Origin of the sequence: Fusobacterium mortiferum ATCC 9817, from assembly GCF_000158195.2 — a bacterium.
GTDB lineage: Bacteria > Fusobacteriota > Fusobacteriia > Fusobacteriales > Fusobacteriaceae > Fusobacterium_A > Fusobacterium_A mortiferum.
Window position 1 is genome coordinate 155665 of record NZ_GL987991.1, and the last position, 24626, is coordinate 180290.

The 24626-nt window shown below is 28.8% G+C and carries 29 protein-coding genes, 2 tRNA genes and 2 riboswitches; of the genes, 12 read left to right on the top strand and 19 right to left on the bottom strand.

Annotated elements, in window-relative coordinates:
- Nucleotides 1–26 precede the first annotated feature (26 nt).
- Nucleotides 27–1154: a hypothetical protein gene (locus FMAG_RS07335; RefSeq protein WP_005885519.1), complete on the bottom strand. Its 1128-nt coding sequence runs from the start codon at nucleotides 1152–1154 to the stop codon at nucleotides 27–29.
- Nucleotides 1148–1954 (bottom strand): SIR2 family protein, encoded by an 807-nt coding sequence (locus FMAG_RS07340; RefSeq protein WP_005885520.1) that lies wholly within the window; start codon nucleotides 1952–1954, stop codon nucleotides 1148–1150. Before FMAG_RS07340 ends, FMAG_RS07335 begins: the two co-directional genes overlap by 7 nt.
- Nucleotides 1955–2087: 133 nt before the next feature.
- Between FMAG_RS07340 and cls the strand changes: the two genes are divergently transcribed.
- The 6 genes from cls to FMAG_RS07370 all read left to right on the top strand — a co-directional run bounded on the left by cls (nucleotide 2088) and on the right by FMAG_RS07370 (nucleotide 6870).
- Complete coding sequence (gene cls, locus FMAG_RS07345) at nucleotides 2088–3533, top strand: cardiolipin synthase (protein ID WP_005885521.1); 1446 nt, start codon at nucleotides 2088–2090, stop codon at nucleotides 3531–3533.
- 21 nt (nucleotides 3534–3554) lie between these two features.
- Nucleotides 3555–4307, top strand: coding sequence for a PHP domain-containing protein (locus FMAG_RS07350; RefSeq protein WP_005885522.1), 753 nt, complete (start codon nucleotides 3555–3557; stop codon nucleotides 4305–4307).
- Between the two features lie 53 nt (nucleotides 4308–4360).
- Nucleotides 4361–4437: transfer RNA gene (locus tag FMAG_RS07355), tRNA-Arg, on the top strand.
- Between the two features lie 19 nt (nucleotides 4438–4456).
- A complete protein-coding gene (locus tag FMAG_RS07360) occupies nucleotides 4457–4753 on the top strand; it encodes a hypothetical protein (RefSeq protein ID WP_005885523.1) in 297 nt (98 codons plus the stop codon).
- Between the two features lie 139 nt (nucleotides 4754–4892).
- Nucleotides 4893–4972, top strand: a riboswitch (glycine riboswitch).
- A 2-nt stretch (nucleotides 4973–4974) separates the two neighbouring features.
- Nucleotides 4975–5051: riboswitch (glycine riboswitch) on the top strand.
- Nucleotides 5052–5163: 112 nt separating this feature from the next.
- Nucleotides 5164–6516 (top strand): alanine/glycine:cation symporter family protein, encoded by a 1353-nt coding sequence (locus tag FMAG_RS07365; RefSeq protein ID WP_005885524.1) that lies wholly within the window; start codon nucleotides 5164–5166, stop codon nucleotides 6514–6516.
- Nucleotides 6517–6597: 81 nt separating this feature from the next.
- Nucleotides 6598–6870: a hypothetical protein gene (locus FMAG_RS07370; protein WP_005885526.1), complete on the top strand. Its 273-nt coding sequence runs from the start codon at nucleotides 6598–6600 to the stop codon at nucleotides 6868–6870.
- A 97-nt stretch (nucleotides 6871–6967) separates the two neighbouring features.
- Here the strand turns inward: FMAG_RS07370 and FMAG_RS07375 are convergent, their stop codons facing one another.
- From FMAG_RS07375 to moaA, 9 genes are all read right to left on the bottom strand, one after another.
- Complete coding sequence (locus FMAG_RS07375) at nucleotides 6968–7879, bottom strand: aldo/keto reductase (protein ID WP_005885527.1); 912 nt, start codon at nucleotides 7877–7879, stop codon at nucleotides 6968–6970.
- Nucleotides 7880–7902: 23 nt separating this feature from the next.
- A tRNA-Thr gene (locus tag FMAG_RS07380) sits at nucleotides 7903–7978 on the bottom strand.
- Between the two features lie 40 nt (nucleotides 7979–8018).
- Complete coding sequence (locus FMAG_RS07385) at nucleotides 8019–8723, bottom strand: hypothetical protein (RefSeq protein ID WP_005885528.1); 705 nt, start codon at nucleotides 8721–8723, stop codon at nucleotides 8019–8021.
- A 166-nt stretch (nucleotides 8724–8889) separates the two neighbouring features.
- Nucleotides 8890–9699: a peptidylprolyl isomerase gene (locus tag FMAG_RS07390; protein ID WP_005885529.1), complete on the bottom strand. Its 810-nt coding sequence runs from the start codon at nucleotides 9697–9699 to the stop codon at nucleotides 8890–8892.
- A 64-nt stretch (nucleotides 9700–9763) separates the two neighbouring features.
- Nucleotides 9764–10537, bottom strand: coding sequence for an ABC transporter permease (locus FMAG_RS07395; protein ID WP_005885530.1), 774 nt, complete (start codon nucleotides 10535–10537; stop codon nucleotides 9764–9766).
- Nucleotides 10530–11390, bottom strand: a complete 861-nt coding sequence (locus tag FMAG_RS07400) for an ABC transporter permease (protein ID WP_187073669.1) — start codon at nucleotides 11388–11390, stop codon at nucleotides 10530–10532. The genes FMAG_RS07395 and FMAG_RS07400 overlap by 8 nt, the downstream gene beginning before the upstream one ends.
- The gene (locus FMAG_RS07405; protein ID WP_005885532.1) at nucleotides 11374–12510 is read right to left on the bottom strand and encodes an ABC transporter ATP-binding protein; all 1137 of its coding nucleotides are present in this window, start codon (nucleotides 12508–12510) and stop codon (nucleotides 11374–11376) included. The genes FMAG_RS07400 and FMAG_RS07405 overlap by 17 nt, the downstream gene beginning before the upstream one ends.
- A gap of 139 nt (nucleotides 12511–12649) precedes the next feature.
- Nucleotides 12650–13081, bottom strand: coding sequence for an MOSC domain-containing protein (locus FMAG_RS07410; RefSeq protein ID WP_005885534.1), 432 nt, complete (start codon nucleotides 13079–13081; stop codon nucleotides 12650–12652).
- A gap of 1 nt (nucleotide 13082) precedes the next feature.
- Complete coding sequence (gene moaA / locus FMAG_RS07415) at nucleotides 13083–14057, bottom strand: GTP 3',8-cyclase MoaA (protein ID WP_005885536.1); 975 nt, start codon at nucleotides 14055–14057, stop codon at nucleotides 13083–13085.
- 148 nt (nucleotides 14058–14205) lie between these two features.
- Here moaA and yqeB point away from each other — a divergent pair, with 148 nt between their 5' ends.
- The 6 genes from yqeB (at nucleotide 14206) to FMAG_RS07445 (ending at nucleotide 18212) form a co-directional block, all read left to right on the top strand.
- Nucleotides 14206–15021 carry a selenium-dependent molybdenum cofactor biosynthesis protein YqeB gene (yqeB, locus tag FMAG_RS07420; RefSeq protein WP_005885537.1) on the top strand — a complete coding sequence of 272 codons (816 nt, stop codon included), beginning with the start codon at nucleotides 14206–14208 and terminating at the stop codon, nucleotides 15019–15021.
- Nucleotides 15022–15030: 9 nt separating this feature from the next.
- Nucleotides 15031–15798 (top strand): XdhC family protein, encoded by a 768-nt coding sequence (locus FMAG_RS07425; RefSeq protein ID WP_005885538.1) that lies wholly within the window; start codon nucleotides 15031–15033, stop codon nucleotides 15796–15798.
- 16 nt (nucleotides 15799–15814) lie between these two features.
- On the top strand, nucleotides 15815–16114 hold the full coding sequence (locus tag FMAG_RS07430) for a DUF6506 family protein (RefSeq protein ID WP_005885539.1): 300 nt from the start codon (nucleotides 15815–15817) through the stop codon (nucleotides 16112–16114).
- 60 nt (nucleotides 16115–16174) lie between these two features.
- On the top strand, nucleotides 16175–16552 hold the full coding sequence (locus FMAG_RS07435) for a RidA family protein (protein ID WP_005885540.1): 378 nt from the start codon (nucleotides 16175–16177) through the stop codon (nucleotides 16550–16552).
- Nucleotides 16553–16679: 127 nt separating this feature from the next.
- Nucleotides 16680–17435 (top strand): exodeoxyribonuclease III, encoded by a 756-nt coding sequence (locus FMAG_RS07440; protein WP_005885543.1) that lies wholly within the window; start codon nucleotides 16680–16682, stop codon nucleotides 17433–17435.
- Between the two features lie 33 nt (nucleotides 17436–17468).
- The gene (locus FMAG_RS07445; RefSeq protein WP_005885545.1) at nucleotides 17469–18212 is read left to right on the top strand and encodes a GntR family transcriptional regulator; all 744 of its coding nucleotides are present in this window, start codon (nucleotides 17469–17471) and stop codon (nucleotides 18210–18212) included.
- A 13-nt stretch (nucleotides 18213–18225) separates the two neighbouring features.
- Here FMAG_RS07445 and rnmV read toward each other — a convergent pair whose 3' ends face one another.
- From rnmV to dinB, 8 genes are all read right to left on the bottom strand, one after another.
- Nucleotides 18226–18774, bottom strand: a complete 549-nt coding sequence (rnmV, locus tag FMAG_RS07450; RefSeq protein ID WP_005885547.1) for a ribonuclease M5 — start codon at nucleotides 18772–18774, stop codon at nucleotides 18226–18228.
- Complete coding sequence (locus FMAG_RS07455) at nucleotides 18774–19802, bottom strand: alpha/beta hydrolase (protein ID WP_005885548.1); 1029 nt, start codon at nucleotides 19800–19802, stop codon at nucleotides 18774–18776. Before FMAG_RS07455 ends, rnmV begins: the two co-directional genes overlap by 1 nt.
- 13 nt (nucleotides 19803–19815) lie before the next feature.
- Nucleotides 19816–21207, bottom strand: a complete 1392-nt coding sequence (asnS, locus tag FMAG_RS07460; protein ID WP_005885549.1) for an asparagine--tRNA ligase — start codon at nucleotides 21205–21207, stop codon at nucleotides 19816–19818.
- Nucleotides 21208–21226: 19 nt separating this feature from the next.
- Nucleotides 21227–21433, bottom strand: a complete 207-nt coding sequence (locus tag FMAG_RS07465) for a DUF896 domain-containing protein (RefSeq protein WP_005885550.1) — start codon at nucleotides 21431–21433, stop codon at nucleotides 21227–21229.
- Between the two features lie 80 nt (nucleotides 21434–21513).
- Nucleotides 21514–22197, bottom strand: a complete 684-nt coding sequence (locus FMAG_RS07470) for a PdaC/SigV domain-containing protein (protein ID WP_005885551.1) — start codon at nucleotides 22195–22197, stop codon at nucleotides 21514–21516.
- Nucleotides 22198–22219: 22 nt separating this feature from the next.
- Nucleotides 22220–23092 carry a DUF2156 domain-containing protein gene (locus FMAG_RS07475; protein ID WP_005885552.1) on the bottom strand — a complete coding sequence of 291 codons (873 nt, stop codon included), beginning with the start codon at nucleotides 23090–23092 and terminating at the stop codon, nucleotides 22220–22222.
- A gap of 56 nt (nucleotides 23093–23148) precedes the next feature.
- The gene (locus FMAG_RS07480) at nucleotides 23149–23427 is read right to left on the bottom strand and encodes a hypothetical protein (RefSeq protein WP_005885553.1); all 279 of its coding nucleotides are present in this window, start codon (nucleotides 23425–23427) and stop codon (nucleotides 23149–23151) included.
- A gap of 35 nt (nucleotides 23428–23462) precedes the next feature.
- Nucleotides 23463–24509, bottom strand: a complete 1047-nt coding sequence (dinB, locus tag FMAG_RS07485) for a DNA polymerase IV (protein WP_005885555.1) — start codon at nucleotides 24507–24509, stop codon at nucleotides 23463–23465.
- Nucleotides 24510–24626: the final 117 nt, after the last annotated feature.

Here is a 24626-nt window from a genome sequence, read left to right on the forward strand (position 1 = left end):
TTAAGCTAATCCACCCCTTATATAAATTACTTTTCAATCAATTCTAATCTTATTTCTACCATTTTTCTATAACCTGAAACAATATTTTTTTCAATATTGACCTCTTTTTCAGATAATGCTCCTTTTATTGTGACATACTCTTTCAAATTATAATTAAATCCACGTATATTTAACTCATGTATTTTTATAAAAGAAAGTTTATCTCCAGAATTGATCTCATATTTATTAGTTATTCTAAAGTTTAACCAACTGTCAATAGTAGTATTTTTATTTAAATAACTATATAGTAAATGAAGTGTGTAAAATTGAAGTGAACTTTCTGAAAAGTTTCTAACCTTTGAAGTATTTACTAAATTCATACACTCTTCATATTTTTTTATACTTTCAATGATAATCTCAAATTTTCTAGCTTGAATAGGATTTTCAAATCTAATATCTCCATATAAATCTTTTATTTGAAACGAAATTAATTCCCCTGAAAAAATATTTTTTAATATCTTTGCTACAGCCTGTACCCTAATATTTTTTAACTTACTAAAAATCTCATAGCTAAAATAATCTTCAGTTTTTCTTATGGTATTTCCATCAAATAATCCAACACTCAAAGCCAATTTAAACTCACGAGTTTTAAACTCTATCAATTTAAATTTCTTATAACCTAATATTCTAACATTTACATTTGATAAAAGCGTCTTTCCTATATTTAAATTACAGTTGTTTAAACTGATATTTTCAATAATCTCTTCATGCATAGGAAGGTTATTCTCTTTTATAGGGAAACTATTTAACTTCATAGAAGTGTATAAAATTTCAAGCCCTGTTTCAATTCCTCTTTCAAACGGAACTACAACCTCTTTTGAAGTTATCTCCCCATTTTCTTCTTCAACTATCTCTTCCACATTGTCAATTATATCTGTTTCAGATAAAATACCCTCTCTCTCTTCTTTTTCTTCGATATTATCAAGATTATCAATACTCTCTTCATTTCCATCAATATCTTCAGAACTCTCAATAATATCCTCTTTTTCCTCATTCAATACTGTGTTACTATCAGAAGATAAATCATAATCTAATTTCAAAGAACTTATAATCTCATCCTTTTCTGTATTATCAGTGGTAGTACTTTTGGGATTATTTTCCTCTGATACTACCACACAAACTTTTTTTCAGTTAAAACTTTATTCTCACTTTCTGAAAGCTCCTTAAAGTAATCGATAAAGTCTTTAGTACCAGAAGTAATAAGTTTTATATTATATTTGCTGATTAACTCTGCAGACTTGCTACTTATAATCGTAGTAGATGTTACCATATATATGCTTTGTAAATCTTTTATTGGAGTTAGTATAAAATCTAAAATATTTAATAAATCAGAGTCTTCTAAATTTACACCAAGAAATAGAGTTGGTCTTAATGTAAACTGCTCTCTTACTTTTTGGAAAAATTCAGTATAAAAATCTAATGTTTTTAATTTTCTAATATCTTGACTAGAGATAAAAACTGTTCCTATACTTGCAATATCTCCTAAAAATTTATAATAACCAATTTTATTATCAGATATCTCTTTCATTTCATAAGGTGTAATTTTTTCAATTTTATCAGAAAAATTATTCTCTAAAATACCATCAAAATTTATTGTAAAAATAGTTTCAAAGTACTTTGAATTAATAATATTTCTATAAACCTCTAAATCAATATTATATCTGTATTCAAAATTTTCCTTTATTTGTCTTACTAAGTTTTTCTTTGTATCCACAACGGCATCAAGATAAGCTTGAACTACATCAGAAAAAGAATTCATATCTTTTATATAATTCTTTGCTGAACTTCTTATTTCAGATAAAATAGCTTCTGAAATATCACTTCTAGTTGGATAGCCACATAATTTATTTAAAAAATCCCCAGTAAAGAGATTGAATTTTTGTTCTTTTTCAAATTTATCAAAAAAACTTTTCATCTTTGTTCACCTGCCTCATAAAAAAGTATTCACTATTAGTATAGCTTAAAAATCGTAAATACACAACAAAAAAATTAAAAAATGTCAAGATTTTTTTGAAAAAAAATGTTACAATAAATTAAGAGGTGAAATTATGAATATTTTTCTTACTTTTTTTAGTGATTATATTGTTTTTACAAATATAATTTTTATGTTAATCATAGTATTATTAGAAAGAAGAAATCCATTGTTTACACTATTTTGGATAGTTCTTTTAACACTTGCACCATATGTTGGATTTATTGCCTACCTTTTCTTTGGACTTAGCTTTCGTAAAAAAAGAGTGGTTAATGAATACTATAAGTGGAAATTTTTAATTAGTAAAGAAATTATGGGATTCTCAGAACATAAAGAACTTCGTAAATGGGAGCAACTTATCTCATATGTAGAAGTTTCCTCTAAAAACAGATTGACTTCTCTTAATATAAGTGAGATTTTTACTGATGGAAATGATTTTTTTAATTCTATAATGAAAGACTTAAAAAGTGCCAAAGAGAGTATAGCTATGGAATACTACATTTTTAGAAATGATAACCTTGGTAGTAAAATAGCTGATATTTTAAAAGAGAAAGCTCAAGAAGGAGTAAAGGTTAGAGTCATAGTTGATGGTGCTGGTGGATACAGCAAAAAGATGTTAAAGAAATTAAATAAGTATGGCGTGGAAACAGGAGTATTTTTTCCTTCACACTTCCCCTTTTTTAAAATAGCTAACTTAAGAGCTAATTATAGAGACCATAGAAAGCTTTGTTTAATAGATAAGAAGTTTGGATATATTGGAGGTTTCAATATAGGAGATGAATATCTAGGAGAAGGAAAACTAGGTTATTGGAGAGATACAGGACTTAAAATATTAGGTGAAGCTTGCTTGGAATTAGAGCAAGAGTTTTTCTTCTCTTGGAATATAGTTAAAAAAGAGAAAGTTGTATTAGATAGAGAGTATAAATATAACAGAGAGGTGCTAGAAAAATTAATTGAAACTAGGGGACGTCATAGTGGTCATATTCAAGTAGTTAGTAGTGGACCTAATTATCAGTTTAGAACAATAAGAGATAATGCTCTAAAACTTATTATGGAAGCTCAAAAATATATATACATTCAAACTCCATACTTTGTTCCTGATGACAGTGTTCTAGAAGCTCTTAAGATAGCTTCACTATCTGGAGTAAAAATAAAAATTATGATACCTGATAAGCCAGACCATTTCTTCATCTATTGGATAAATCAATATTTTGTAGGAGAGTTATTAGATTTAGGAGTAGAGGTTTATAAATATAATAAAGGTTTTATACACAGTAAATTAATTGTAGTAGATGATGAAGTTATTTCAACTGGCACAGCTAATTTTGATTATAGAAGTTTCTATCAAAATTTTGAAATCAATGTCAATATCTACGAAAAAGATGTAGCTCAATCATTTAGAAAGATTTTCTTTAATGATATCAAGCATAGTACTAGATTATTAAGAAGTGAATACAGTAAAAGAAGTTACTATATTAAATTTAAGGAGTCAGTATGTAGATTACTTGCTCCTATTATGTAATTGAAAGAAGAGTGATATACTATGATAGAATTTCAAAAACTTTCTGATTTTTTCTTCCCATTTATAGAAAGTGATTTTAAATATGCTGGAAACTTTTACTATGACTTACATATTCACACTACAGCTTCAGATAGTTTTATCCAGCCAGAATTTTTAAAAAGCTTTCTAGAGGATAAGAGATATTTAATCTCTGTAACTGACCACAATGAAATTAGAGGAGCTATCAAGTTAAAAGAGCTTGGAATTAATAATATTCCTGGTATAGAAGTCGGTTGTGAAGATGGTTTTGAACTATTAGTTTACTTTAAAAAAATAGAGGACTTAGAGGAGTTTTATAGAAAAGAGGTAGAACAATATAGAAATATTAAGAGAATGGCTAAAACTCATAGAAATATTTATGAATATCTTGATGTGCTAAATCAATGGGAGTGTCATAAATCAATTCCACATATCTATGGAGTTGTACAAAAAAATTTTATAAACAATAAAAAATATATCTATGATGTTATTACTAAAGTAGATTCATTAGAAACACACAACCATGCTCTTCCTATGGTAAGAAATCTACTAGCTGGAGAACTTAGAGAAAAATATAATCTTACAGCTACATTTGGAAGTGATGCTCACATTTTAAGGGAGATTGTTTCTTTTTATAAATATTCAAATATGGATTTAAATAGGAGTGAAAAGGTAATAGATTATCTATATAAAATTGGAAGTTTAAGTGGAATTGGACAAAAACATCTATTCTATATGATTAAAAGTTTAACTTAATTGAAAAAAAGTCTTTTCAAATTTTAAATTATAGTGTATAATAGTTTGGTAAAGACCCCGTAGCTCAATTGGATAGAGCAATTCCCTCCTAAGGAATAGGTTGTGTGTTCAAACCACATCGGGGTCGCCATTTTTTATAGGGGGTATCAATGAAACTTTATCTAACTACTATTTTATTTTTAACTCTAATTTTAAGTAGTTGTACCTCATATACACCAGAAAAAGTAAATGCTAGATATTTAAAACTATCTAAAAATTTAGACTACCTTATGGACGACGAGATAAATGAAAAAAAACGGGCTAGTCTTGAAAAAGATTTCTCTAACTTTTTTCAAGGTATGAAAGATTACAAAGAGAAAAATAAAGATTTAGATACTAGATATTTAAATTACTATATAAAAGAAAGCTCTATAAAATTACAATATTTAAAAGATTTAAAAGATTAAAGGAGTTATACAAAAATAGCTCCTTTTATTTATTTTTTGAATAGATTTTCATTTTAAAATTTTATTTCAAAATTTCTGTTGACAAAATATAAAAAATATTTTATCATTAATGCTATAAGAAAATTGAATAAAACCTCGGATGAAGATATAGGGAGAGAGTTAGTTTAATCTAACCGCCGACGAAGTAAATCTTTCAGGCAAATGGACCTATATTGGACGAACCTCTGGAGAGACTCGTAGAGCACCGAAGGAGCAAACCCAAGTAATTGGACTAAACTCTCAGGTAAAAGGACAGAGGAATTATGCAATATATATTTATTTTTTTGTATAATTCTTTTTTGATTCCCAGAAGGTAGACTCTACCTTCTTTTTTTATTCAATTTAAAAAATGGAAAACAGGAGGAATTACAATGCAGGAGATTGTAACAAAAGTCAATGAATTTTTATGGGGAAACTTTCTTATTATTTTATTAATGGGAACTGGAGTTTATTTTACATTAAAGCTTAACTTTATTCAAATCAGAAAATTTGGAGAAGGTTTAAAACAGGTAACTGGTTCTGTAAATCTAAATGGTAAAAAAGCTGATAAAAATGGAATGTCTTCTTTCCAAGCTTTAGCCACAGCTGTTGCTGCTCAAGTAGGAACAGGAAACCTAGCTGGAGCTGCTACAGCAATAGCTTCAGGAGGTCCAGGAGCTATATTTTGGATGTGGATAAGTGCTTTCTTTGGTATGGCAACTGTATATGTAGAGGCTATATTAGGACAAGTATTTAAAAGAAGAGTAGATGGGCATATTACAGGAGGTCCAGCTTACTATATAGAAAACTCTTTAAAAAATAGATGGCTTTCTAAAGGGTTAGCTATTTTCTTCTCAGTAGCTTGTATCTTAGCTCTTGGTCTTATGGGAAACGCTGTACAAGCTAACTCTATATCTGTAGCTTTCAATAACGCCTTTGGAGTATCTCCTCTATTTGTCGGAGTAATAATATCAATTTTAGCTGGATTTGTATTCTTTGGAGGAATAAAAAGAATAGCCTCAGTTACAGAAAAAATCGTACCTATAATGGCTGGACTATATATATTAGCTTGTATCATAATTATATTCTTAAATTATAAAGAGATTATTCCAGCTATCATCTCTATATTCTATTCTGCTTTTAATCCAGAAGCAGCTCTTGGAGGAGCAATGGGAATCAGTGTAAAAAAAGCTATTAGATATGGAGTTGCTAGAGGACTTTTCTCTAATGAAGCTGGTATGGGTTCTACTCCTCATGCACATGCTATTGCTAAGGTTGAACACTGTGGAGAGCAAGGAATAGTAGCTATGATTACAGTATTCATAGACACATTCGTTGTTCTTACTGGAACAGCTCTTGTTATTCTTACATCTGGAGTTAAAGAGGGAGAGGGTATTATTCTTACTCAAAACGCTTTTATCAATACTCTTGGAAGTTTTGGTGATAGTTTTATAGCTATATGCTTATTTTTCTTTGCTTTCTCTACTATTGTTGGTTGGTACTTTTTTGGAGAAGCTAATATTAGATACCTTTTCAAAAATAATATTTCAATAAATATTTATAGAGTTGTTGTTATGTTGATGATTATTGTTGGTTCAACTTTAAAGGTTAGCTTAGTTTGGGAAATGGCTGATATGTTTAATGGAATGATGGTACTTCCTAATCTTATAGCTCTTTTAGCTCTAGGAAAATATGCTAGAACTTCTATGAAGGAATATGAAAATTTAGCTCCACAATTAATTTAAATTTTTCTTGTAAATTTCTATAAAAGTAGTATAATATGAGCATAGAACAAATATTATATTAAACTAATAGGAGGAACAATTATGAGTATCGAAAGAAATATGAAATACATCAGAGATGAGTATGATGCAGAAGTTGCAAGACTAGAAAGACTTAATAATTTTATTAAAAGTGAAGAGTTTGAAACTTCTACTGACGCTGAACAAAAGAAACTTTTATTAGAAAAACAAGAAACTTTAGCTAAATATGTTTCTATCATTGCTGAGCAAATCAAATATGATATGAAAAAAATCCAAGAAAAAGAGTATGCTACTGACAACTATGATGATATCCACGGAAATCATTTTAATAAATAATATTGAGCAATAGATCAGAATTTTTATAAAATAATAAAGGGAGTTTTCAAATTTATATTGAGACTCCCTTTAAATTTCAATAAGTTTTAAACAAATATTATGGTAAAATATGTCCAGCACTTAGATATAGTTTATACCATTCTTCTCTACTAAGAGTTACCTTACTTCCATCTATTATCTCTTGTAGTCTTGAAATTTTTGTCGTACCAGCTATCATCTGTATCTTAGCTGGGTGTCTTAATATCCAAGCTGTTGCTATTCCAGTAGGTGTTATCCCATATTTTTTAGCTAACTCTTCTAAATTTTTATTTAGCTCTGGGTATTTTTCACTTCCTATAAATACCCCTTCAAAAAATCCATATTGAAAAGGTGACCAAGCTTGTATTGTCATATCATGTAGACGGCAATAATCAAGAACACTTCCATCTCTATCAAAACTACCATCAGTAAGCATATTTACTTCCATTCCACTAGCTATCATATTAGAAAAAGGAAGACTAAATTGCAATTGATTTACTAATAAATCTTGCTTTAAATATTTTTTTAATAACTCTATCTGTGAAGGTTTATGATTAGATACTCCAAAATATCTTACTTTACCACTAGAATGTAAAATTTCAAAAGCTTCTGCTACCTCTTCAGGCTCTACTAAAACATCTGGTCTATGTAGTACTAAAATATCTAAATAATCTATATCTAAACGCTCTAAAATTTCATCAACAGATTTTATAATATACTCTTTAGAAAAATCATACATCTTTTCTGGAACTATTCCACATTTTGATTGTATGACTATATCCTCTCTTTTTATTCCAGAGAGTTTTAAAGCTTTGCCAAAAAGTCTTTCACACTCTCCTCTTCCATAGATATCAGCATGGTCAAAAAAATTTAATCCATTATCTACACAAAACTTTATATACTCTGCAAGTTCTTCAATATTCATACTATTAATTCTCATACAACCAATAGCTACTCTTGGAACTTTTAAATTAGATTTTCCTAAATTCATAGTCTTCACCCTCTAAAATAAAATGGTGCTCCAGAGTGGATTCGAACCACCTGCCTCTTGCTTACCATGCAAGTGCTCTACCTAGTGAGCTACTAGAGCAACTTTTTTAAATTATATCATATTTACTTTATAAATTCAATTATTGCTCAAAAACTCCTAAGTCTTTATTATCTATCAAAAGCTCTACTCTATCATCATCAGCTAAATAGGAGTAATTTTCAACGAACCATTTAACTAATTCATTATCTCTTTTTACAATAGTTCCATTATCTATAAAGATATTAATAGTGATTGCTTTAAAATATTTTAGCCCTAACTCAATATCTCTTTTGATCATCTCTTTACTCTGTCCTTTAGTACAGATAAGTAAACATACAGAATAAACCTCTTTTCCTATTTCTAAAAGTTGCTCCTCATTTAAAGAAAAATTTTTATTATACCCTTTTATTCTATACTCATTATCAAAAGTTTCTAGTCCCATTCTAAATCTAATTTCTATTCCTTTGAAATAATCTCTTATCTCCTTAAGCCTTTTGATATATCCATAATAAATTTCAAAATATAGAGTTTTAATATTTTTTTCTATTACTATTCTTTTGATTTCAGCTAAAGTTTTTGGAGTTAACTCAAACACAGAGCCAGAATTGATTACCTCTAAAACTCCATATTCTCCTGTTATCTCTTTTAATACTTCAAAATTTACTCTATCTATCTCCTCTTCATTTAAAGAATTATCCTCTATATAGTTACAGAAACTACACTTTCCATATTTACATGGAAAACTTTTTAATAAAACTATCTCTCTCTGATGCTTATCTTTTATTTTATTATATCTTATTCCCATTTCAGCTCCTTCTTAAATTAAATAATAAAGAGAATAAATAGAGCAAGTCAGCAAAAGCGAACATTAAAAACACAATTATAAATTTAAAATTTGTGTTTTTAGTAAGCTAAGCCGTACTTGCTCCTTACTCTTTAAACAAAGTTATTTTTTAATTAATATCTAACAATTAAAACTCATAAGAAGATGTTGCCTCTTCTCCCTTGATTTTTTTCTCAATAGCTCTGATAAATCTAGGAATAGGCCACTCTTTATCCTCTTTTTTCTCTTCTTGTCTTGTATATATTCTAGTTAACTCCTCTTTATAAGCAAGAGCTTCCCCTTGATACTCCTCTATTGGTTTTACAGGATACTCTTTTAATCCTGGGTAAGTAGTATCTAATATTTTATTCCACTCATCTATTTGCTCTTTGTGAAGTGATAAGAAGAAATCAATATCTCCACTAAATCTAATCTCTTTAATTATATCTCCTACTTCTAATTTTTTGATTCTTTCAAAATCTACATCACTTACATACTCTCCAAATATAGTATGTTTACCATTTAACCAATCAGCAGGATATAGAGTCATAAAAAATTGTGAACCTCCTGTACCAGGTCCAGCATTTGCCATAGCTAACATACCTTGTTGGAAAAAGTCTAACCAGTTTACAAATTCATCTGGAATAGAGTATCCAGGTCCTCCTGTACCAGTTCCTGTAGGATCTCCCCCTTGAACAACAAAGTTTTCAACAGCTCTATGTATTTTAGTATTGTTATAGTAACCTCTTTGAGCAAGGTTTATAAAGTTTGCCACTGTTATAGGAGCAGCTTCTGGATAAAGATAAAAAGTAATATCTCCCTGTGTTGTAATAAAAGTTGCTCTGATGTCATTATATTTAGCAGCTTCCTCTCTTCTAGCTATATCTCTTAGACTAGTACAAGAAAAAGCAGTAAGTACAAGTGTTAAAGTTAGTAAAAATTTTAATAGTTTCTTCATTGTTAAGTCCTCCCAAAGTTTTCTTTACTAGATTATACTATAATTTTCTCTATTTTCCAAGAGATTATTTTATCAAATATTTTTGTAGACTCTTAGTAGATAGAGTTAAAATTATAGATATACCAATTAGTAAAACTGATAGTGCATTGATAACAGGAGAAACTCCTAATCTTATCATAGAATAGATTCTAAGTGGAAGTGTTGATGAACCTGGTCCTGCTACAAAGAATGTAGTAACAAAATCATCAAAAGATAGAGTTACAGCTATTAAAAATCCAGATATTATCCCTGGAAGTATGGCAGGAATAATTACCTTTGTAAGAGCTTGCCACTCTGTTGCTCCAAGGTCATAAGCAGCCTCTACTATGGAATAATCAAATTCCTCTAGTCTAGATAGTATTATAAATAGTACAAAAGGAATGTTAAATGTTGTATGAGCTATAAATATAGTAGTAAGTCCCAATTCAAACTTTATTGTAGCAAATAAAATAAGAAGAGAAACCCCTAAAATTATCTCTGGAATAACTAAAGGAACATAAGTAAGTGTTTGTAAATATTTTTTTCCTTTAAAGTCATACCATTGAAGTCCAATAGCTCCAAGAGTTCCAATAATTGTAGAAGTAAGCCCAGATACAATAGCTATTCCTACACTATATCTAAAAGCTTTCCAAATATTATCTGAATACATAAATAACTCTCTATACCATTTTAATGAAAATCCTTTCCATACCATAGATTTTCCATCATTAAATGAATATACTATCAATATAACTAAGGGAATATAGAAAAATAACATTGAAAGTATAAAAAAGAATAATGAAGTTCTTCTTTTATTCATCTTCAGCCATCACCTCTAGTTTTGTTTCTTTATTGCTAAGCTTCATAAATAATAGTATAGCTATTGAAGTTACTATTATAAGAGCTGCTGAAATTGTAGAAGCTAGAGGCCAGTTTCTAGTAACAGTAAGATGTTGAGCAATTATATTTCCTAACATTGTAGCCTGTGTTCCTCCTACTAACTTCGGTACAGCATATGAACCTAGAGCTGGAATAAATGTAAATAGTACAGCAGTTATAATTCCCGGTTTTATATTAGGAATAAAAACTTTGAAAAAAGCTTCTCTATTAGTAGCCCCTAAATCTCTAGCTGCCTCTATAAGAGAGAAATCAAACTTCTCTATTACAGCATATAGAGGAAGTATAGCAAATGGTAAGCTAGTATATACAGAGATAAGTATAACAGCTCCTGTATTGTACAATAGTTGTAATGGAGCATCTATTATTCCTAATTTCAATAATATATTATTTAAAAATCCATTATTTCCCAATACAGCTATCCAAGCATAGATTCTAATTAAAAAATTTGTCCAGAAAGGAATAATTACTAAAAATAGTAATTCTTTTTTATATTTAGACCTAGCTATATAATAAGCAGTAGGTATTGATAATAGTACTGTAAATATAGTTACCATAATAGATATATAAACTGTTTTAAACAGAATTGTCAAAAAAACCTTGTCTGTAAATATATAGAAACTAGCTAGTGAAAGTTCCATCTCTACTCCACCATAAGTTCCCTTTTTCAAAAAGGCATATGCTAATACAATAACCATTGGGATAGCAAAGAAAACTATCAACCAAAGTGCTATTGGAAGAGTGTAGTATGTACCAAGTTTACTTTTCTTCACCAGATATCACCTCTACTAAGAAACCATCATCAGCGTCCCAAGCTATATATGCTTCTTCGTCCCACCAGATAGCTCCCTCATCATTATCATCAAAATACACAGCATGTTGCTTAAATACTTTAAAAGTTAACTCTTTATCATTATTTAAGAAAACGAAGTATTTACTTTGGAATCCAGAATAAATTAATTCATTTACATATACTTTTAAAACATTTATTTTTTCATTTTCATTTACAGCCTTTGGCATAGTTTTAGATAATTTAATCTTCTCTGGTCTAATAGATACCTTAACTCTATCTCCAACTTTTACAGGTTTGTCCATTTCAAAAACTAGACTTCCTAATTTCTCATTATAAAGTTTTGCAAACTCTTTATCCATAATCTCTGTAACTGTTCCTTCAAAGAAGTTATTCTCTCCTATAAAGTCAGCAACAAAAGAGTCAGCTGGAGATTCATATACCTCTGCTGGAGTTCCTACTTGTAAAATCTCCCCTTTATTCATTACAGCTATTCTATCTGATATTGATAGAGCTTCTTGCTGGTCATGTGTTATAAATATAAATGTAATTCCTACCTCTTCATGTATCAAGTCCAATTCAATCAATAGATTTTGTCTTAACTTGGCATCTAGTGCTGAAAGAGGTTCATCTAATAATAGGAGTCCTGGCTTATTAATCAAAGCTCTAGCTATAGATACCCTTTGTTGTTGTCCTCCAGAAAGCTGATTAGGCATCTTATTAATATGCTCAGAAAGTCCCACTAATTTTACAAATTTTTTAACTTCACTATCTATAGTTGCATCATCTATTTTCTTTAATCTCAAAGGAAAAGCTATATTTTCATATACAGTCAAATGTGGAAATAGTGCATATTTTTGAAATATTGTATTTACATTTCTTTTATTAGGTGGAAGTTTTGTAATATCCTCATCTCCTAAATAGATAACTCCCCCATCTGGCTCTGTAAATCCTGCTATCATTCTAAGCAAGGTGGTTTTACCACACCCCGAAGGTCCCAAAATAGAAAAAATTTCTCCATCTTTTATATCCAAGTTGATGTTTTTCAATACTTGAACTCCATCATAGCTTTTAGTAACATTTTTAATACTTATGTCTTTTTTCAATCTCATACCTCCATTACTCAGAATTATTATGTTCAATTCTTTTAGTTTAATATATTTTTTTTATTATTTAAAATATTTTTATTTTTTAATCACTTTGATGATTATATCATATATTATAAAAAAAGAAAAGAGATAATAATTAAATTATCTCAATACTATCTCCCTCTTTTACTTTTCCACCTTTTATTACAATGGTAAATATTCCCTCTCTAGGCATAATACAATCTCCTACAGCATGGTAGATTGCACAATGTGAATGACACTCTTTACCAATTTGAGTTACTTCTAATATAATATCATCATTGATTTTTAATCTAGTTCCAACAGGTAGTTTTGCACAATCCATTCCCTCTACTATAAGATTTTCTCCAAAATCTCCATCTACTACATTTCCACCTCTTGCAATGAAATCTGTAACTTTTTCTTTAGAAAGTAGACTCACTTGTCTATGCCAGTTTCCAGCATGAGCATCTCCTTCTAAACCAAAGTTTTCAATTAAAACTCCCTCATGTACATTAACCTTTTGAGTTCCTTTCTTTTCACTGATACATACTGCTACTATTTTTGCCATCTTATCCTCCAATTTCATTCATATATCTTTTGTCAAAATTTTCATCATCTTTTTTTTCCATTTTATGTCTATCTGGTTTACTGTCTATAGCTAATTGTATTTTTTCTTTTATTAATTCATCAGATACACCTGCTCTAAGTAACCCTTTTAAATTTAAACCATCATTCCAATGTAAACAAAGTTTTAAAAATCCCTCTGGTGTTACTCTTACCCTATTACATTTTTCACAAAAATTATGTGATATAGGAGTAATAAATCCTACACACCCTATTCCTTTTTCTGTTTTGTAATAAGTTGCAGGCCCCGAACCTATTTTTTCATCAAATGGAGTTAGTTTTTTCTCCTTTAAAATAATATCTTTAACCTCATCATTTGAGATTGGAACATACTCTTTTCCCAATCCTATTGGCATAAGCTCAATAAATCTAATATCGATTGGATACTTTTCTGTTAGATTTACAAAATCCATTATCTCACTGTCATTTTTTCCTCTAACAAGGACAACATTGAGTTTAATTCTTTTAAATTTTAGCTCTATAGCTCTATGTAAAGAGAATAATACCTTATCTAAATCTCCACCACCAGTAATCTCTTTAAATAAATCTTTTTTCAATGTATCCAAGCTTATATTTAAACTATGAATTTTTTTATCTTTTAAAAATTCTAACTCCTCACTTAACCTAATTCCATTAGTAGTAATATTAATCTCTTCAATATCTTCAATATTATTTATAGTTTCAACAATATCTCTAAAATTCCTTCTAACTAACGGTTCTCCTCCAGTGATACGAATTTTTTTTATTCCTAAGTCTGAAAATATCTTTATTACCCTTCCTATCTCTTCAACTGACAACAACTCATCTTTAGGAAGAAAAACTATATCTTTATCCCCCATACAATATTTACATCTGAGATTACATCTATCAGTTATAGAGAGCCTTAAATAATCTATATTTCTATTTAACTTATCTCTCATTTATATCTAATTTTTTCCTCTTTTCTAATTTTTTCTACACTTCTAATATAACATATTTATTAAAATATTTCTATATAAAAAATTATATTGACATATTTTATAAACTAGATTATGCTAGAAGTAAGGATGAGGTAAAGGGGTTGAGAAAATGTTAGAAATTAATAAAACTTTGGTTATTGTTAGAGGTGGTGGAGATATAGCCACTGGTAGTATTCAAAAATTATATAGAGCAGGATTTAAAGTGTTGGTTTTAGAGATTGAAAAACCTTCTGCTATAAGAAGAAAGGTAGCTTTTTGTGAAGCTATCTATGAAAAAGAGATGACAATAGAGGGAGTTACAGCTAAACTTTGTAACTCTATTGAAGATATTGAACAAGTCTGGAGAGAAAAAAAGATTCCTGTATTAGTTGATTCTACTGGAGAATCTATATATAAATTAAAACCACAAGTAGTAATAGATGGTATTTTAGCTAAAAAAAATTACGGAACAAATAGAGAGATGGCTCCAATTACAATAGGGCTAGGACCCGGATTTACAGCTGGAGAAGATGTAGATGTAGTTATTGAAACTATGAGAGGGCATAATCTAGGAAAACTTATCTTTGAAGGTAAGCCTATGGCTAATACTGGAATTCCAGGAATTATAAAAGGGGTAGGAAAAGAGAGAGTAATATATAGCCCATGTGCTGGTGTAGTAAAAAACATTTGTAAAATAGGGGATATGGTAGAGAAAAATCAAGTTATTGCTACAGTTGATGGAGTAGAAGTATTAGCTACTATAAGTGGAGTATTGAGAGGACTTATTAGAGAGGGATATGAAGTGCCAGAAAAATTTAAAATGGCAGATATAGACCCAAGAGAAGAGGAACAAGCTAACTGTTTCACTATTTCTGATAAAGCTAGAGCAATAGGTGGGGCTGTATTAGAAGCTGTACTATATTTAAAAAATGAAAAAAATATATAGAGGTGTAATATGGAATTAACTATTTTAAAGAAGATAGAGGAAAAATTATCTCAAGGAGAGAGAGGTGCTTTAGTTACTGTAACTGGTGCTACTGGTTCTACTCCCAGAAAAAGTGGAACTATTATGGGAGTATTTAAAGATGAGCTAGTAGGAACTATAGGTGGTGGAAAGATAGAGAGTGTTGTTATAGATAGAGCTAGGCAACTTCTAGAAACAGGAGAGAGTGAAAATTTTGAATACAATCTTACTACTACAGATGAATTACAGATGAATTGTGGTGGAACAATGAAAGGATTTATTAAAGTTTTTTCTCCTTTTCCTAAATTATTAATCTGTGGAGCTGGACATGTGGGGCAAAAACTTTTTAAAGTAACAAAAACACTAGATTTTGACTTAAAAATTATAGATGATAGAGAGGAGTTAAAGTTTGATATACCTGAACTAACTCTAGGAAATTTTAAAGATATCTTGACAAAAGAGAGAATTGATGGTAATACATATATAGTAATAGTAACAAGAGGTCATTTGTTAGATGAAGAGGTTCTTAATCTTGTAAAAAATAGAGGAGCAAAATATATAGGTATTATTGGAAGCAGAAGAAAAATTACAACTTTGAAAGAAAATCTTGAAAAAGTTGGAAAGATAGAAGACAATATCTATGCTCCAATAGGATTAAAATTATCTAATGGAACACCAGAAGAGATAGCTATAGAGATTTTAGCTGAGATACTAAAAATTAAAAATAATGGAGAGTTAATTCATAGAACAATTATTTAAAAAGGAGAAATTCTTTATGAAAAAGAAATTTGCAATGATAATAATGGGAAATGAATATAATCCTAATGAACACAAAGCTAAGTTCGAAACTACTTCTCAAATAACGTATATTTGTACTATCAATAATTGGAATATGTTAAAAGAAACAATAGAATATCTACAAAAAGAGGGAGTAGGAGCAATAGAATTATGCGGAGCTTTTGGTAAGGAGAGAGCTCAAGAGATTGTAGAAATGACTAATTCAGAAATTGCTGTAGGTTATGTTGTACACGAACCTGAACTAGATCTATTATTTAGTAAATTTTTTGGAAATTAGGTAAAATTCTTTACAAAAGTAAAGATTTACATAAAAGAAAAATGTAGGAGGATTAAGAAAATGAGTAAAGTAATTCACACAGAAAAAGCACCAGCAGCTTTAGGACCATATTCACAAGCTATAGAGGCTAATGGAATGTTATTTGTATCAGGACAAATCCCATTTGTTCCAGAAACAATGACATTAGTATCTGATGATGTAAAAGCTCAAACAAGACAATCATTAGAAAACGTAAAAGCAATAGTAGAAGCAGCTGGATATTCAATGAAAGATGTTGTAAAAGCAGGAGTATTCATCAAAGATATGAACGACTTCGCAGCAATCAACGAAGTATACAATGAGTATCTTGGAGATGTAAAACCAGCAAGAGCTTGTGTAGAAGTAGCAAGACTTCCAAAAGATGTAAAAGTTGAAATAGAAGTTATCGCTGTTAAATAGTTTTAACTAATATTTCACTAAGGACAACCAATTAGGTTGTCCTTTTTTTTGTCTAAAATAATTGCATAAAAATATAAATATGATATAATTATAAGTGTAATATATAAATTAAATAGAAGGAGAGCTTATGAAATTAATATCATGGAATGTAAATGGATTAAGAGCTTGTGTAGGTAAAGGATTTCTAGATTACTTCAAAGAACAACAAGCAGATATATTTTGTCTACAAGAAACAAAATTACAAGAGGGGCAAATTGAATTAGAGTTAGATGGATATCATCAATATTGGAATTATGCTGAGAAAAAAGGATATTCTGGAACAGCTATTTTTACAAAGGAAAAACCTATCTCTGTTCATTATGGAATAGGAATAGAAGAGCATGATAAAGAGGGAAGAGTAATCACATTAGAATTTGAAAAATTTTATATGATAACTGTATATACTCCTAACTCTCAAGAAAAATTAGCTAGATTAGATTATAGAATGAAATGGGAAGAGGATTTTAAAAATTATCTTTTAGAATTAGATAAGAAAAAACCTGTAATAGTTTGTGGAGATTTAAATGTTGCTCACAAAGAGATAGATTTAAAAAATCCAAAAACTAATAGAAAAAATGCTGGTTTCTCTGATGAGGAAAGAGAAAAAATGACGAAGCTTTTAGAAAGTGGCTTTGTAGATAGCTTTAGATATTTTTATCCAAATAAGACAGATATTTATTCGTGGTGGTCTTATAGATTTAGTGCCAGAGCTAAAAACGCTGGGTGGAGAATAGATTATTTCTTAGTTTCTGATAGAATAAAAGAAAATATGAAAGGGGCAGAGATACATACAGAGATATTAGGTTCTGACCACTGTCCTGTTCTTTTAAATATAGATTTATAAAAATTAAAATATGAAGGGAAGGAGAAATTAAAATTGACATTAGAAGAGATTAGAGAGGCTATCAAGGGAAGTAAAAAACTTCCTAAGTGTGTTGCTGTATATGATAAACTTTTTAAATTAATAAAAGATGGAGAGTTTGATGAAGCTGGAAAACTACCAACTGAACCAGAATTAGCTAAAATAATGGAAGTTAGTAGAATGACATTAAGACAGGCATTAGCTCTTTTACAAGAAGATGGAGTAATAAAAAATTATCATGGAAAGGGAAACTTTATAACTCAACCACAAAATCGTTATGGAAAGGGATTAGAAACTCTTAAACATCCTGTTTATTCAGCATTGGATTTAGCTGTAGATGAAGTGGAAATAGAGTTCAGAATAGAACCTCCAACTGATTATACTACAAAGGTTTTAGGTAGAAAATCTCCAGTGGTAGTTTTTGTGGATAGATGGTATAAATCAAAAGGAGAGGGGGTAGCTTATACACTTTCATTCATTCCTATCGAAACAATAACAGAGGAAAAAATAGATTTATCTGATAAAAATGCACTATTAAAATTTTTAGAGGAAACTTCTTATCAAAAAGCTAGACACTCTACTATTAATATAAATTTCTCAGTAGCTGGAAACTTTACCTCTATGAAATATACAATAGCTAAAAATAGCAAGAGCTGGTTATTAGAAGAGAAGGTTTTTACTAAAGGAGATTTTCCATTAGTACATCACAAACACTATTTACCTATGGAAAATTCACATATATGTATAGAAATAAAATAGGGGTTATACACCCCTATTTTATTGAATTAAGAGCTCTTTCAAACTCTTCTTTTGTTATTCCATATCTATTTAACTTAGAAAGAAATTGCTTCCCATTAGAATATCCTATTCCTAACTTTCCACCAACTTTTTCTCTTCTCTCACTAGCTTCTGCTCCACCTACTAAGCCACACTCCATTAGATAGCTCATAGTGAAATTCTCTTGTAAATCATCAGACACTGTACATCTAGCTTTTTCAAGAGCATTGATGATAGCTTCTGGAGAGGCATTTTCCACTCCTATATCTCCATCTTTAGTTCCTTCACATCTTCTAATATAAGCATCTTTAGCTTCTGGAAAAAATTTATGTATATATTTTCTAATCTCATTTCCAGCATAGTCAGGGTCAGTTAAAATTATTATTCCTCTATTTTTTTCAGCTACTCTAATTCTTTCAATATTCTCTTTTTTTCTTACAGCAAAACCATTTACTTGAATTATTTCAGCGTCTACAGCAGCTTTTACAGCAGATATATCATCTCTACCCTCTACTACTATTATCTCTTTTATTATTTTTTTCATTACACATTCCTTATTTTTTCATCAAAATATACTAAAAAATTTTTTAAATCTCTTGCTACATACTCCCAAGTATGAGTTTCATCTTTACAAAGATAACCTATAAAATTATAATTATGTTTTTTCATTCTTCCAACAGTATCTAGCCATTGCTGTAACATCAGATGAGTTTCAACATCTTTTTCTCCCACACTTGTATAAAAATATCTATCACTATACTTCTCCTTAGCCAAGCTTTTTATAAGTGTGTATGGGTCTTCCTTTAAAATTTTATATCCCCATGAACCAAAAACTTTTAAAAAGTGTAGTTTATCTTCGTTACTAAATAAAAATTTTGGAATATAGAGAAGATTAAATATTCTAATAACCCTTCTATTTACGCTCATTCTGACAATACTTGTAGCCCCTGAAAAACTTCCTACTACTTTGAATAAGTTTAGATGTTTAAGCCCAAGTTTGAAAGCTCCATATCCTCCCATGGAAAATCCAGCTATTCCAAATTGAGAGTGAGGAAATTCCTCTTTTAATTGTGGAATAATCTCCTTTATAATACAATTTTCATATTGATGGGATTTGTCATTATAAAAATTAGTATACCATCCCATTCCTTCATAACCAGAATTCAATAAAATAATATTCATCTTGTCTATTTTATTTTCTTTTAAAAGAGTCAAATAATTCTCTCTTATTCTACCTCTTCCTAGCCAATCTTCAGCACAATCTCTAAGTCCATGAAGTAAGATAAGACAAGGTAAGTTATCTCTTACCTCATCTCTATTTTTTATGACAATATATTCTAACTTCTCGTCAATATAACCTTTTGATTTTAAGATTCTTTTTTCAACTATCAATTTTTTTTCAAAATCTTGAAGTGATATCTTATCATAATCAAAATCTTTATTCTCAATATAAGTTATCTCATCAAATGTCATTACTCTTCGTATTTTTCTTAAAAGTTTAAAAGGATAAGGATAAGTCAATATGTAAAATAATATCCCTAAACTTATCAAGATTATAAAAATTTTTATCATAGATCCCTCTTAATTAGAATTCAGCATTATTTGGTGTTCTAGGGAAAGGAATTACATCACGGATATTAGTCATTCCTGTTATATACATTATAATTCTCTCAAATCCTAGTCCATATCCAGAGTGTGGGAAACTTCCAAATCTTCTTAAATCTAGATAGAATTCATAATCCTCTGGTTTCATTCCTAATTCAGTTATTCTATTTTCTAGTATCTCTAAGCTATCCTCTCTTTGAGAACCTCCTATTATCTCTCCAATTCCTGGTGCTAATAGATCCATAGCTCTTACAGTTTTTCCATCTGGATTAAGTTTCATATAGAAAGCTTTGATATCTTTAGGATAATCAGTTAAGAATACCGGCTTTTTGAAATACTCTTCAGCTAAATATCTCTCATGTTCACTTTGTAAGTCAATTCCCCATTCAACTGGATAGTCAAATTTCTTACCAGATTTTAATAGTATATCTATTGCTTCTGTATATGTTAATCTTCCAAAGTCACTATTTAATACATTATTTAATTTGTCAAATAATCCTTTTTCAATGAAGTTATTGAAGAATTCCATCTCTTCTGGACACTCGTCCATTACAAATTTGATTATATACTTAACCATTGATTCAGCTAGTTCCATATTTGCCTCTAAATCAGCAAAAGCAATTTCAGGCTCTATCATCCAGAACTCAGAAGCGTGTCTAGCTGTATTAGAGTTCTCTGCTCTAAATGTAGGTCCAAATGTATATATATTTCTAAATGCTGAACAGAAAGTTTCTCCACTTAATTGCCCACTTACAGTTAAATTAGTTTCTTTTCCAAAGAAGTCTTTAGAGTTATCTACTGTTCCATCTTCTTTTTTAGGTAGATTGTTTAAATCTAGAGTAGTTACTCTAAACATCTCTCCTGCTCCCTCACAGTCAGAACCTGTTATGATTGGAGTATGTACATAAACAAATCCATTCTCTTGGAAGAATTTGTGTATAGCATAAGCTACTACTGACCTTACTCTAAATACTGCTGAGAAAGTGTTTGTTCTTGGTCTTAAGTGAGCTTTTGTTCTTAAATATTCAAAAGTATGTCTTTTATTTTGTAAAGGATATTCTAAGTCAGCCTTTTGGAATACATTTATCTCTTCAGCCATTATTTCAAAAGCTTGTCCAGCTCCTTGTGATTTTACTAATTTTCCTTTTACCTCTATTGAAGATATTATAGATAGACGAGAGATCTCTTCAAAGTTACTAAGTCTTGTATCAAATACAACTTGTACTCCTTTGAAAAAAGAACCATCATTTACTTCAATAAATCCAAAGTTCTTTTGGTCTCTTATCTTTTTTACCCAACCATTTATTATAACTTCTTGGTCTAGGTATTTTTCTGTCTCTCTGTATAGAGATTTTACTGTAACTTTTTTCATAGTATATGCCCCCATAAAATTATATTATCTTAAATTTACTATCGTTTTTAACTTCTCCATCTACTATTTTAATATTATCTAGATGTCCTCTAACTTGAGCTTTAAATTGCTCTAAATACATCTGTCTGTATTTTTGTCTCTCTTCTTTTTCAGCCTCTGTCAACTCTCTTTCTCTAGCAATTTTTGAAAAATAATTAACTTTAGCTATGATATCTTTCATTTCCATTTTGCTACTCCTATTTCTTTAATATATACAGAGTATTATATCATTTTTTGTACATATAAATCAACTATTTTTAAATCTAATTAAAAATTTAAATATTTTTTTATATCTTTTTTATTGAATTTAAATACAGGCATACCACTTGAATATGGTGTTAGATCATATTCTGTAAAAGTAAATACAATATAATCTCCCTCAAAAGATAAAATAGCATTATTTATATCAGCTTCAGCATTGTCAAAGAATATAACTTCTACTCCTTGAGTGTTTAAAACTCTATCTTTATTTTTAATCATATCATTTATTCTCATATTAAAATACTCTATAGCTTCATCTTTAAAAATCTTATCTAAACTTAAAATAGTTTTATCTTTTAAATTAAAATTATAACTTTCTAAACTATTAATAAAGTGAGCTCCACCAGTATAAATATTAGTTAAAATTGAAATAGACAGTATTCCAAAGCTATTCTCATTATTTTTAAAAGAGATATAAGCTTCTTGAATTCCACCATCATCTTTTTTACCAGAAAGATTTTCTATTATATATCTCATATTCTCCTGCATAGTAAGATTAAAATATGTAAAATCTTCACTTGTTTCATCTTTGATTTGAGGAATATTTATATCATAGCTATAAAACTCCCCTTTATTTTTAGAATTAGAAGATACTACTTCCACACTAGAACTAGATAGAGTTGTGCCTTTTTCACAACCTGTTACAAATATTGCTAAAGAAAGAGCTAAAATATAAAAAAACTTTTTCATTATAAATACCTCCATTACTTATTTAATTCCAACTATTTCGTATTTTTTTAATTAAAAAAGCAGGATGATATGACTCCTTTGCTTCTCTCAATCCTTCATCCCCAAAATCATCTTCACGATTTATATATTTACATTTAGAAAATTCATTTTGAGCAAACAGATAATTTATCATCTGATAACTTCCTATATAATTATTTAATCCCTTTTCTATGTGAATAACGGCATACTCATCATTCAATACTTCTCCTAAAGAATAAGCTATAACTTTTCCATCTATTTTTATCATTGCACCTATTAAGTCTAGCTTATCAAAGTTATGTAAAATATGCATAATTCCTATATTCTCATTATTTAAAACAGGAATAGAATAACACTCTCTATTTTGACACCACTCTTCTTGAAATTTAATAACCTCACATATATTCTTCTCATCAATAGTTTCATAAGTATAACTGTAAAGTTTATTAAAATTATTAATTCTATTTTTTTTCTTTGAATACTTTCTCCCCTTTAAAGTTCCTAAATCTTGTGAATTATATATATAATCAAAACTCTCTCTTCTCTCCTCAAGAATAAAAGTATCCTCTAATAGATTTTTCCAATACTCAGGAACTAATATTATTCTTTTATTTTCATTAATAATATTTTTTATCTTCTCTTTCCAAGTATTTAAAACCTCTTCACTTTCATCTTTTGGTATCGGCATATAATAATACTCTTCATTTTCATAGATTCCTTTTATTAAAAGAATATTGTCCTCTACCTTATACTTTGTCTTTTCTCCTATACTCCATAGTATTTGATTTGAAAAATTATAATCACAAGTTATAAATTTTCCTTTGGTATATTCGTCTACAATCTCTTTGTCTTGAATTTCAAGATTTTTCCATTCCATTTTGTTTCTCCTTTTTTGTTTCTCCTTTGAAGTTCTTAAATAATTATATTTTATTTTTATTTAAATTTATATTTTGTTTGTTTTCTTCTTTTTTTTGTGACTTTACTTAATAAAATAACGCAAATCAATGGAATTATTCCTATTAATAATACAGTTAATCCCATTGCTAAATTTTTTGATACTCCTATTTTATATGTAAGAGTTTGTGATAATGATAATAAAATCTCTAATGGGTCAACATAGTACAATTGACCAAAAGGTGGCATAAGAAATTCTATTCCATAAGTTAGCCCTAAAAATATTCCTACAAATAAAATCAATTTAAAAAGTAACATACCCATTCCTCCAAATACCTTTTTGTATATTATACCTAAAAAAAGCTTAATTGCCTAATAGATTTTTTTGTTAAGTTACCAAAAGAAACTCCAAGTAATTTAATAGGAGAGTTTATATTAATATTTTCAAAAAGATTTTCAATACTCTCATAAAGAATTTGCTTATCATCAGTTGGGATTGTAAATGTTTTAGAACGAGTAATCAACTCTCCATTTGCAAATTTTATTTTTAAAATAATAGTTTTAGTGATAAATTCCTTTTTAACTAATCTTTCATAAGAATAATTAAATATCTCCTCTAATTCCTTTAAAATATTTCCCTCTGAACTTAGTGGAAACCTATAAGTATTTTCATTTCCAATTGAATGAGTAGCTCTTTGATATTCTATCTCACTATAATCTATCCCACGACAGGAAAGATATAGTAATTCTCCTCTTGATTTTCCATATTTATTTATTAATTCATTTAAAGAATAATTATACAAATCTTCTACTTTATTTATTCCCTCTTTATTTAGTAGTTCTTTTAATTTATTTCCTACTCCTTGAATAATCTTTATATCTTTATTTTTTAAAAAATTAACAAATTCTATCTGTGAGTTAAAAATATATTTTCCTCCTGGTTTATTTATTCCACTAGCTATTTTTGCACTTAATTTATTTATTCCTATTCCCACAGAACAAGTTAAACCTGTATGATATTTTATCCTTTTTTTAAATTTTTCAGCAAACTCTTCTAATGAAGAAAATTTTGGTGCAATTTCTGAAATATCTACATACCCTTCATCTAAAGCAATAAACTCTACTTTTTCTGTTATTTTTAAAACTAAGTTTTGAATCTTTTGAGAAACTCTAATATATTTATCTTTATTAACAGGGACAATAAGAAGATTAGGACACAACTTCTTTGCTTCAAATGTACTCATAGCAGAATAAATACCATATTTTCTTGCTTCATAACTAGCTGTCGTAACTACTCCGCCACCTACTACTAGAGGGAGTCCTTGATATTTTGGATTATCTCTTATCTCAATAGAAGCATAAAAACAGTCCATATCATAGTGCATAATTAATTTATTCATTTTACCCCTTTCTAAAAATTTAGATTTGTACAAACCTGCAATTTTACTACTTTATTAATTTTATATATTATATGTATTTTACCACTTTTTTATTTATAGGCGACAAATAGGCGACAA

Coding starts and splice junctions, on each gene's coding strand:
- FMAG_RS07340 (WP_005885520.1), bottom strand. CDS start 1,954: ATGAAAAGTTTTTTTGATAAATTTGAAAAAGAACAAAAATTCAATCTC.
- cls (WP_005885521.1), top strand. CDS start 2,088: ATGAATATTTTTCTTACTTTTTTTAGTGATTATATTGTTTTTACAAAT.
- FMAG_RS07350 (WP_005885522.1), top strand. CDS start 3,555: ATGATAGAATTTCAAAAACTTTCTGATTTTTTCTTCCCATTTATAGAA.
- FMAG_RS07360 (WP_005885523.1), top strand. CDS start 4,457: ATGAAACTTTATCTAACTACTATTTTATTTTTAACTCTAATTTTAAGT.
- FMAG_RS07365 (WP_005885524.1), top strand. CDS start 5,164: ATGCAGGAGATTGTAACAAAAGTCAATGAATTTTTATGGGGAAACTTT.
- FMAG_RS07370 (WP_005885526.1), top strand. CDS start 6,598: ATGAGTATCGAAAGAAATATGAAATACATCAGAGATGAGTATGATGCA.
- FMAG_RS07375 (WP_005885527.1), bottom strand. CDS start 7,879: ATGAATTTAGGAAAATCTAATTTAAAAGTTCCAAGAGTAGCTATTGGT.
- FMAG_RS07385 (WP_005885528.1), bottom strand. CDS start 8,723: ATGGGAATAAGATATAATAAAATAAAAGATAAGCATCAGAGAGAGATA.
- FMAG_RS07390 (WP_005885529.1), bottom strand. CDS start 9,699: ATGAAGAAACTATTAAAATTTTTACTAACTTTAACACTTGTACTTACT.
- FMAG_RS07395 (WP_005885530.1), bottom strand. CDS start 10,537: ATGAATAAAAGAAGAACTTCATTATTCTTTTTTATACTTTCAATGTTA.
- FMAG_RS07410 (WP_005885534.1), bottom strand. CDS start 13,081: ATGGCAAAAATAGTAGCAGTATGTATCAGTGAAAAGAAAGGAACTCAA.
- moaA (WP_005885536.1), bottom strand. CDS start 14,057: ATGAGAGATAAGTTAAATAGAAATATAGATTATTTAAGGCTCTCTATA.
- yqeB (WP_005885537.1), top strand. CDS start 14,206: ATGTTAGAAATTAATAAAACTTTGGTTATTGTTAGAGGTGGTGGAGAT.
- FMAG_RS07425 (WP_005885538.1), top strand. CDS start 15,031: ATGGAATTAACTATTTTAAAGAAGATAGAGGAAAAATTATCTCAAGGA.
- FMAG_RS07430 (WP_005885539.1), top strand. CDS start 15,815: ATGAAAAAGAAATTTGCAATGATAATAATGGGAAATGAATATAATCCT.
- FMAG_RS07435 (WP_005885540.1), top strand. CDS start 16,175: ATGAGTAAAGTAATTCACACAGAAAAAGCACCAGCAGCTTTAGGACCA.
- FMAG_RS07440 (WP_005885543.1), top strand. CDS start 16,680: ATGAAATTAATATCATGGAATGTAAATGGATTAAGAGCTTGTGTAGGT.
- rnmV (WP_005885547.1), bottom strand. CDS start 18,774: ATGAAAAAAATAATAAAAGAGATAATAGTAGTAGAGGGTAGAGATGAT.
- FMAG_RS07455 (WP_005885548.1), bottom strand. CDS start 19,802: ATGATAAAAATTTTTATAATCTTGATAAGTTTAGGGATATTATTTTAC.
- asnS (WP_005885549.1), bottom strand. CDS start 21,207: ATGAAAAAAGTTACAGTAAAATCTCTATACAGAGAGACAGAAAAATAC.
- FMAG_RS07465 (WP_005885550.1), bottom strand. CDS start 21,433: ATGGAAATGAAAGATATCATAGCTAAAGTTAATTATTTTTCAAAAATT.
- FMAG_RS07470 (WP_005885551.1), bottom strand. CDS start 22,197: ATGAAAAAGTTTTTTTATATTTTAGCTCTTTCTTTAGCAATATTTGTA.
- FMAG_RS07475 (WP_005885552.1), bottom strand. CDS start 23,092: ATGGAATGGAAAAATCTTGAAATTCAAGACAAAGAGATTGTAGACGAA.
- FMAG_RS07480 (WP_005885553.1), bottom strand. CDS start 23,427: ATGTTACTTTTTAAATTGATTTTATTTGTAGGAATATTTTTAGGGCTA.
- dinB (WP_005885555.1), bottom strand. CDS start 24,509: ATGAATAAATTAATTATGCACTATGATATGGACTGTTTTTATGCTTCT.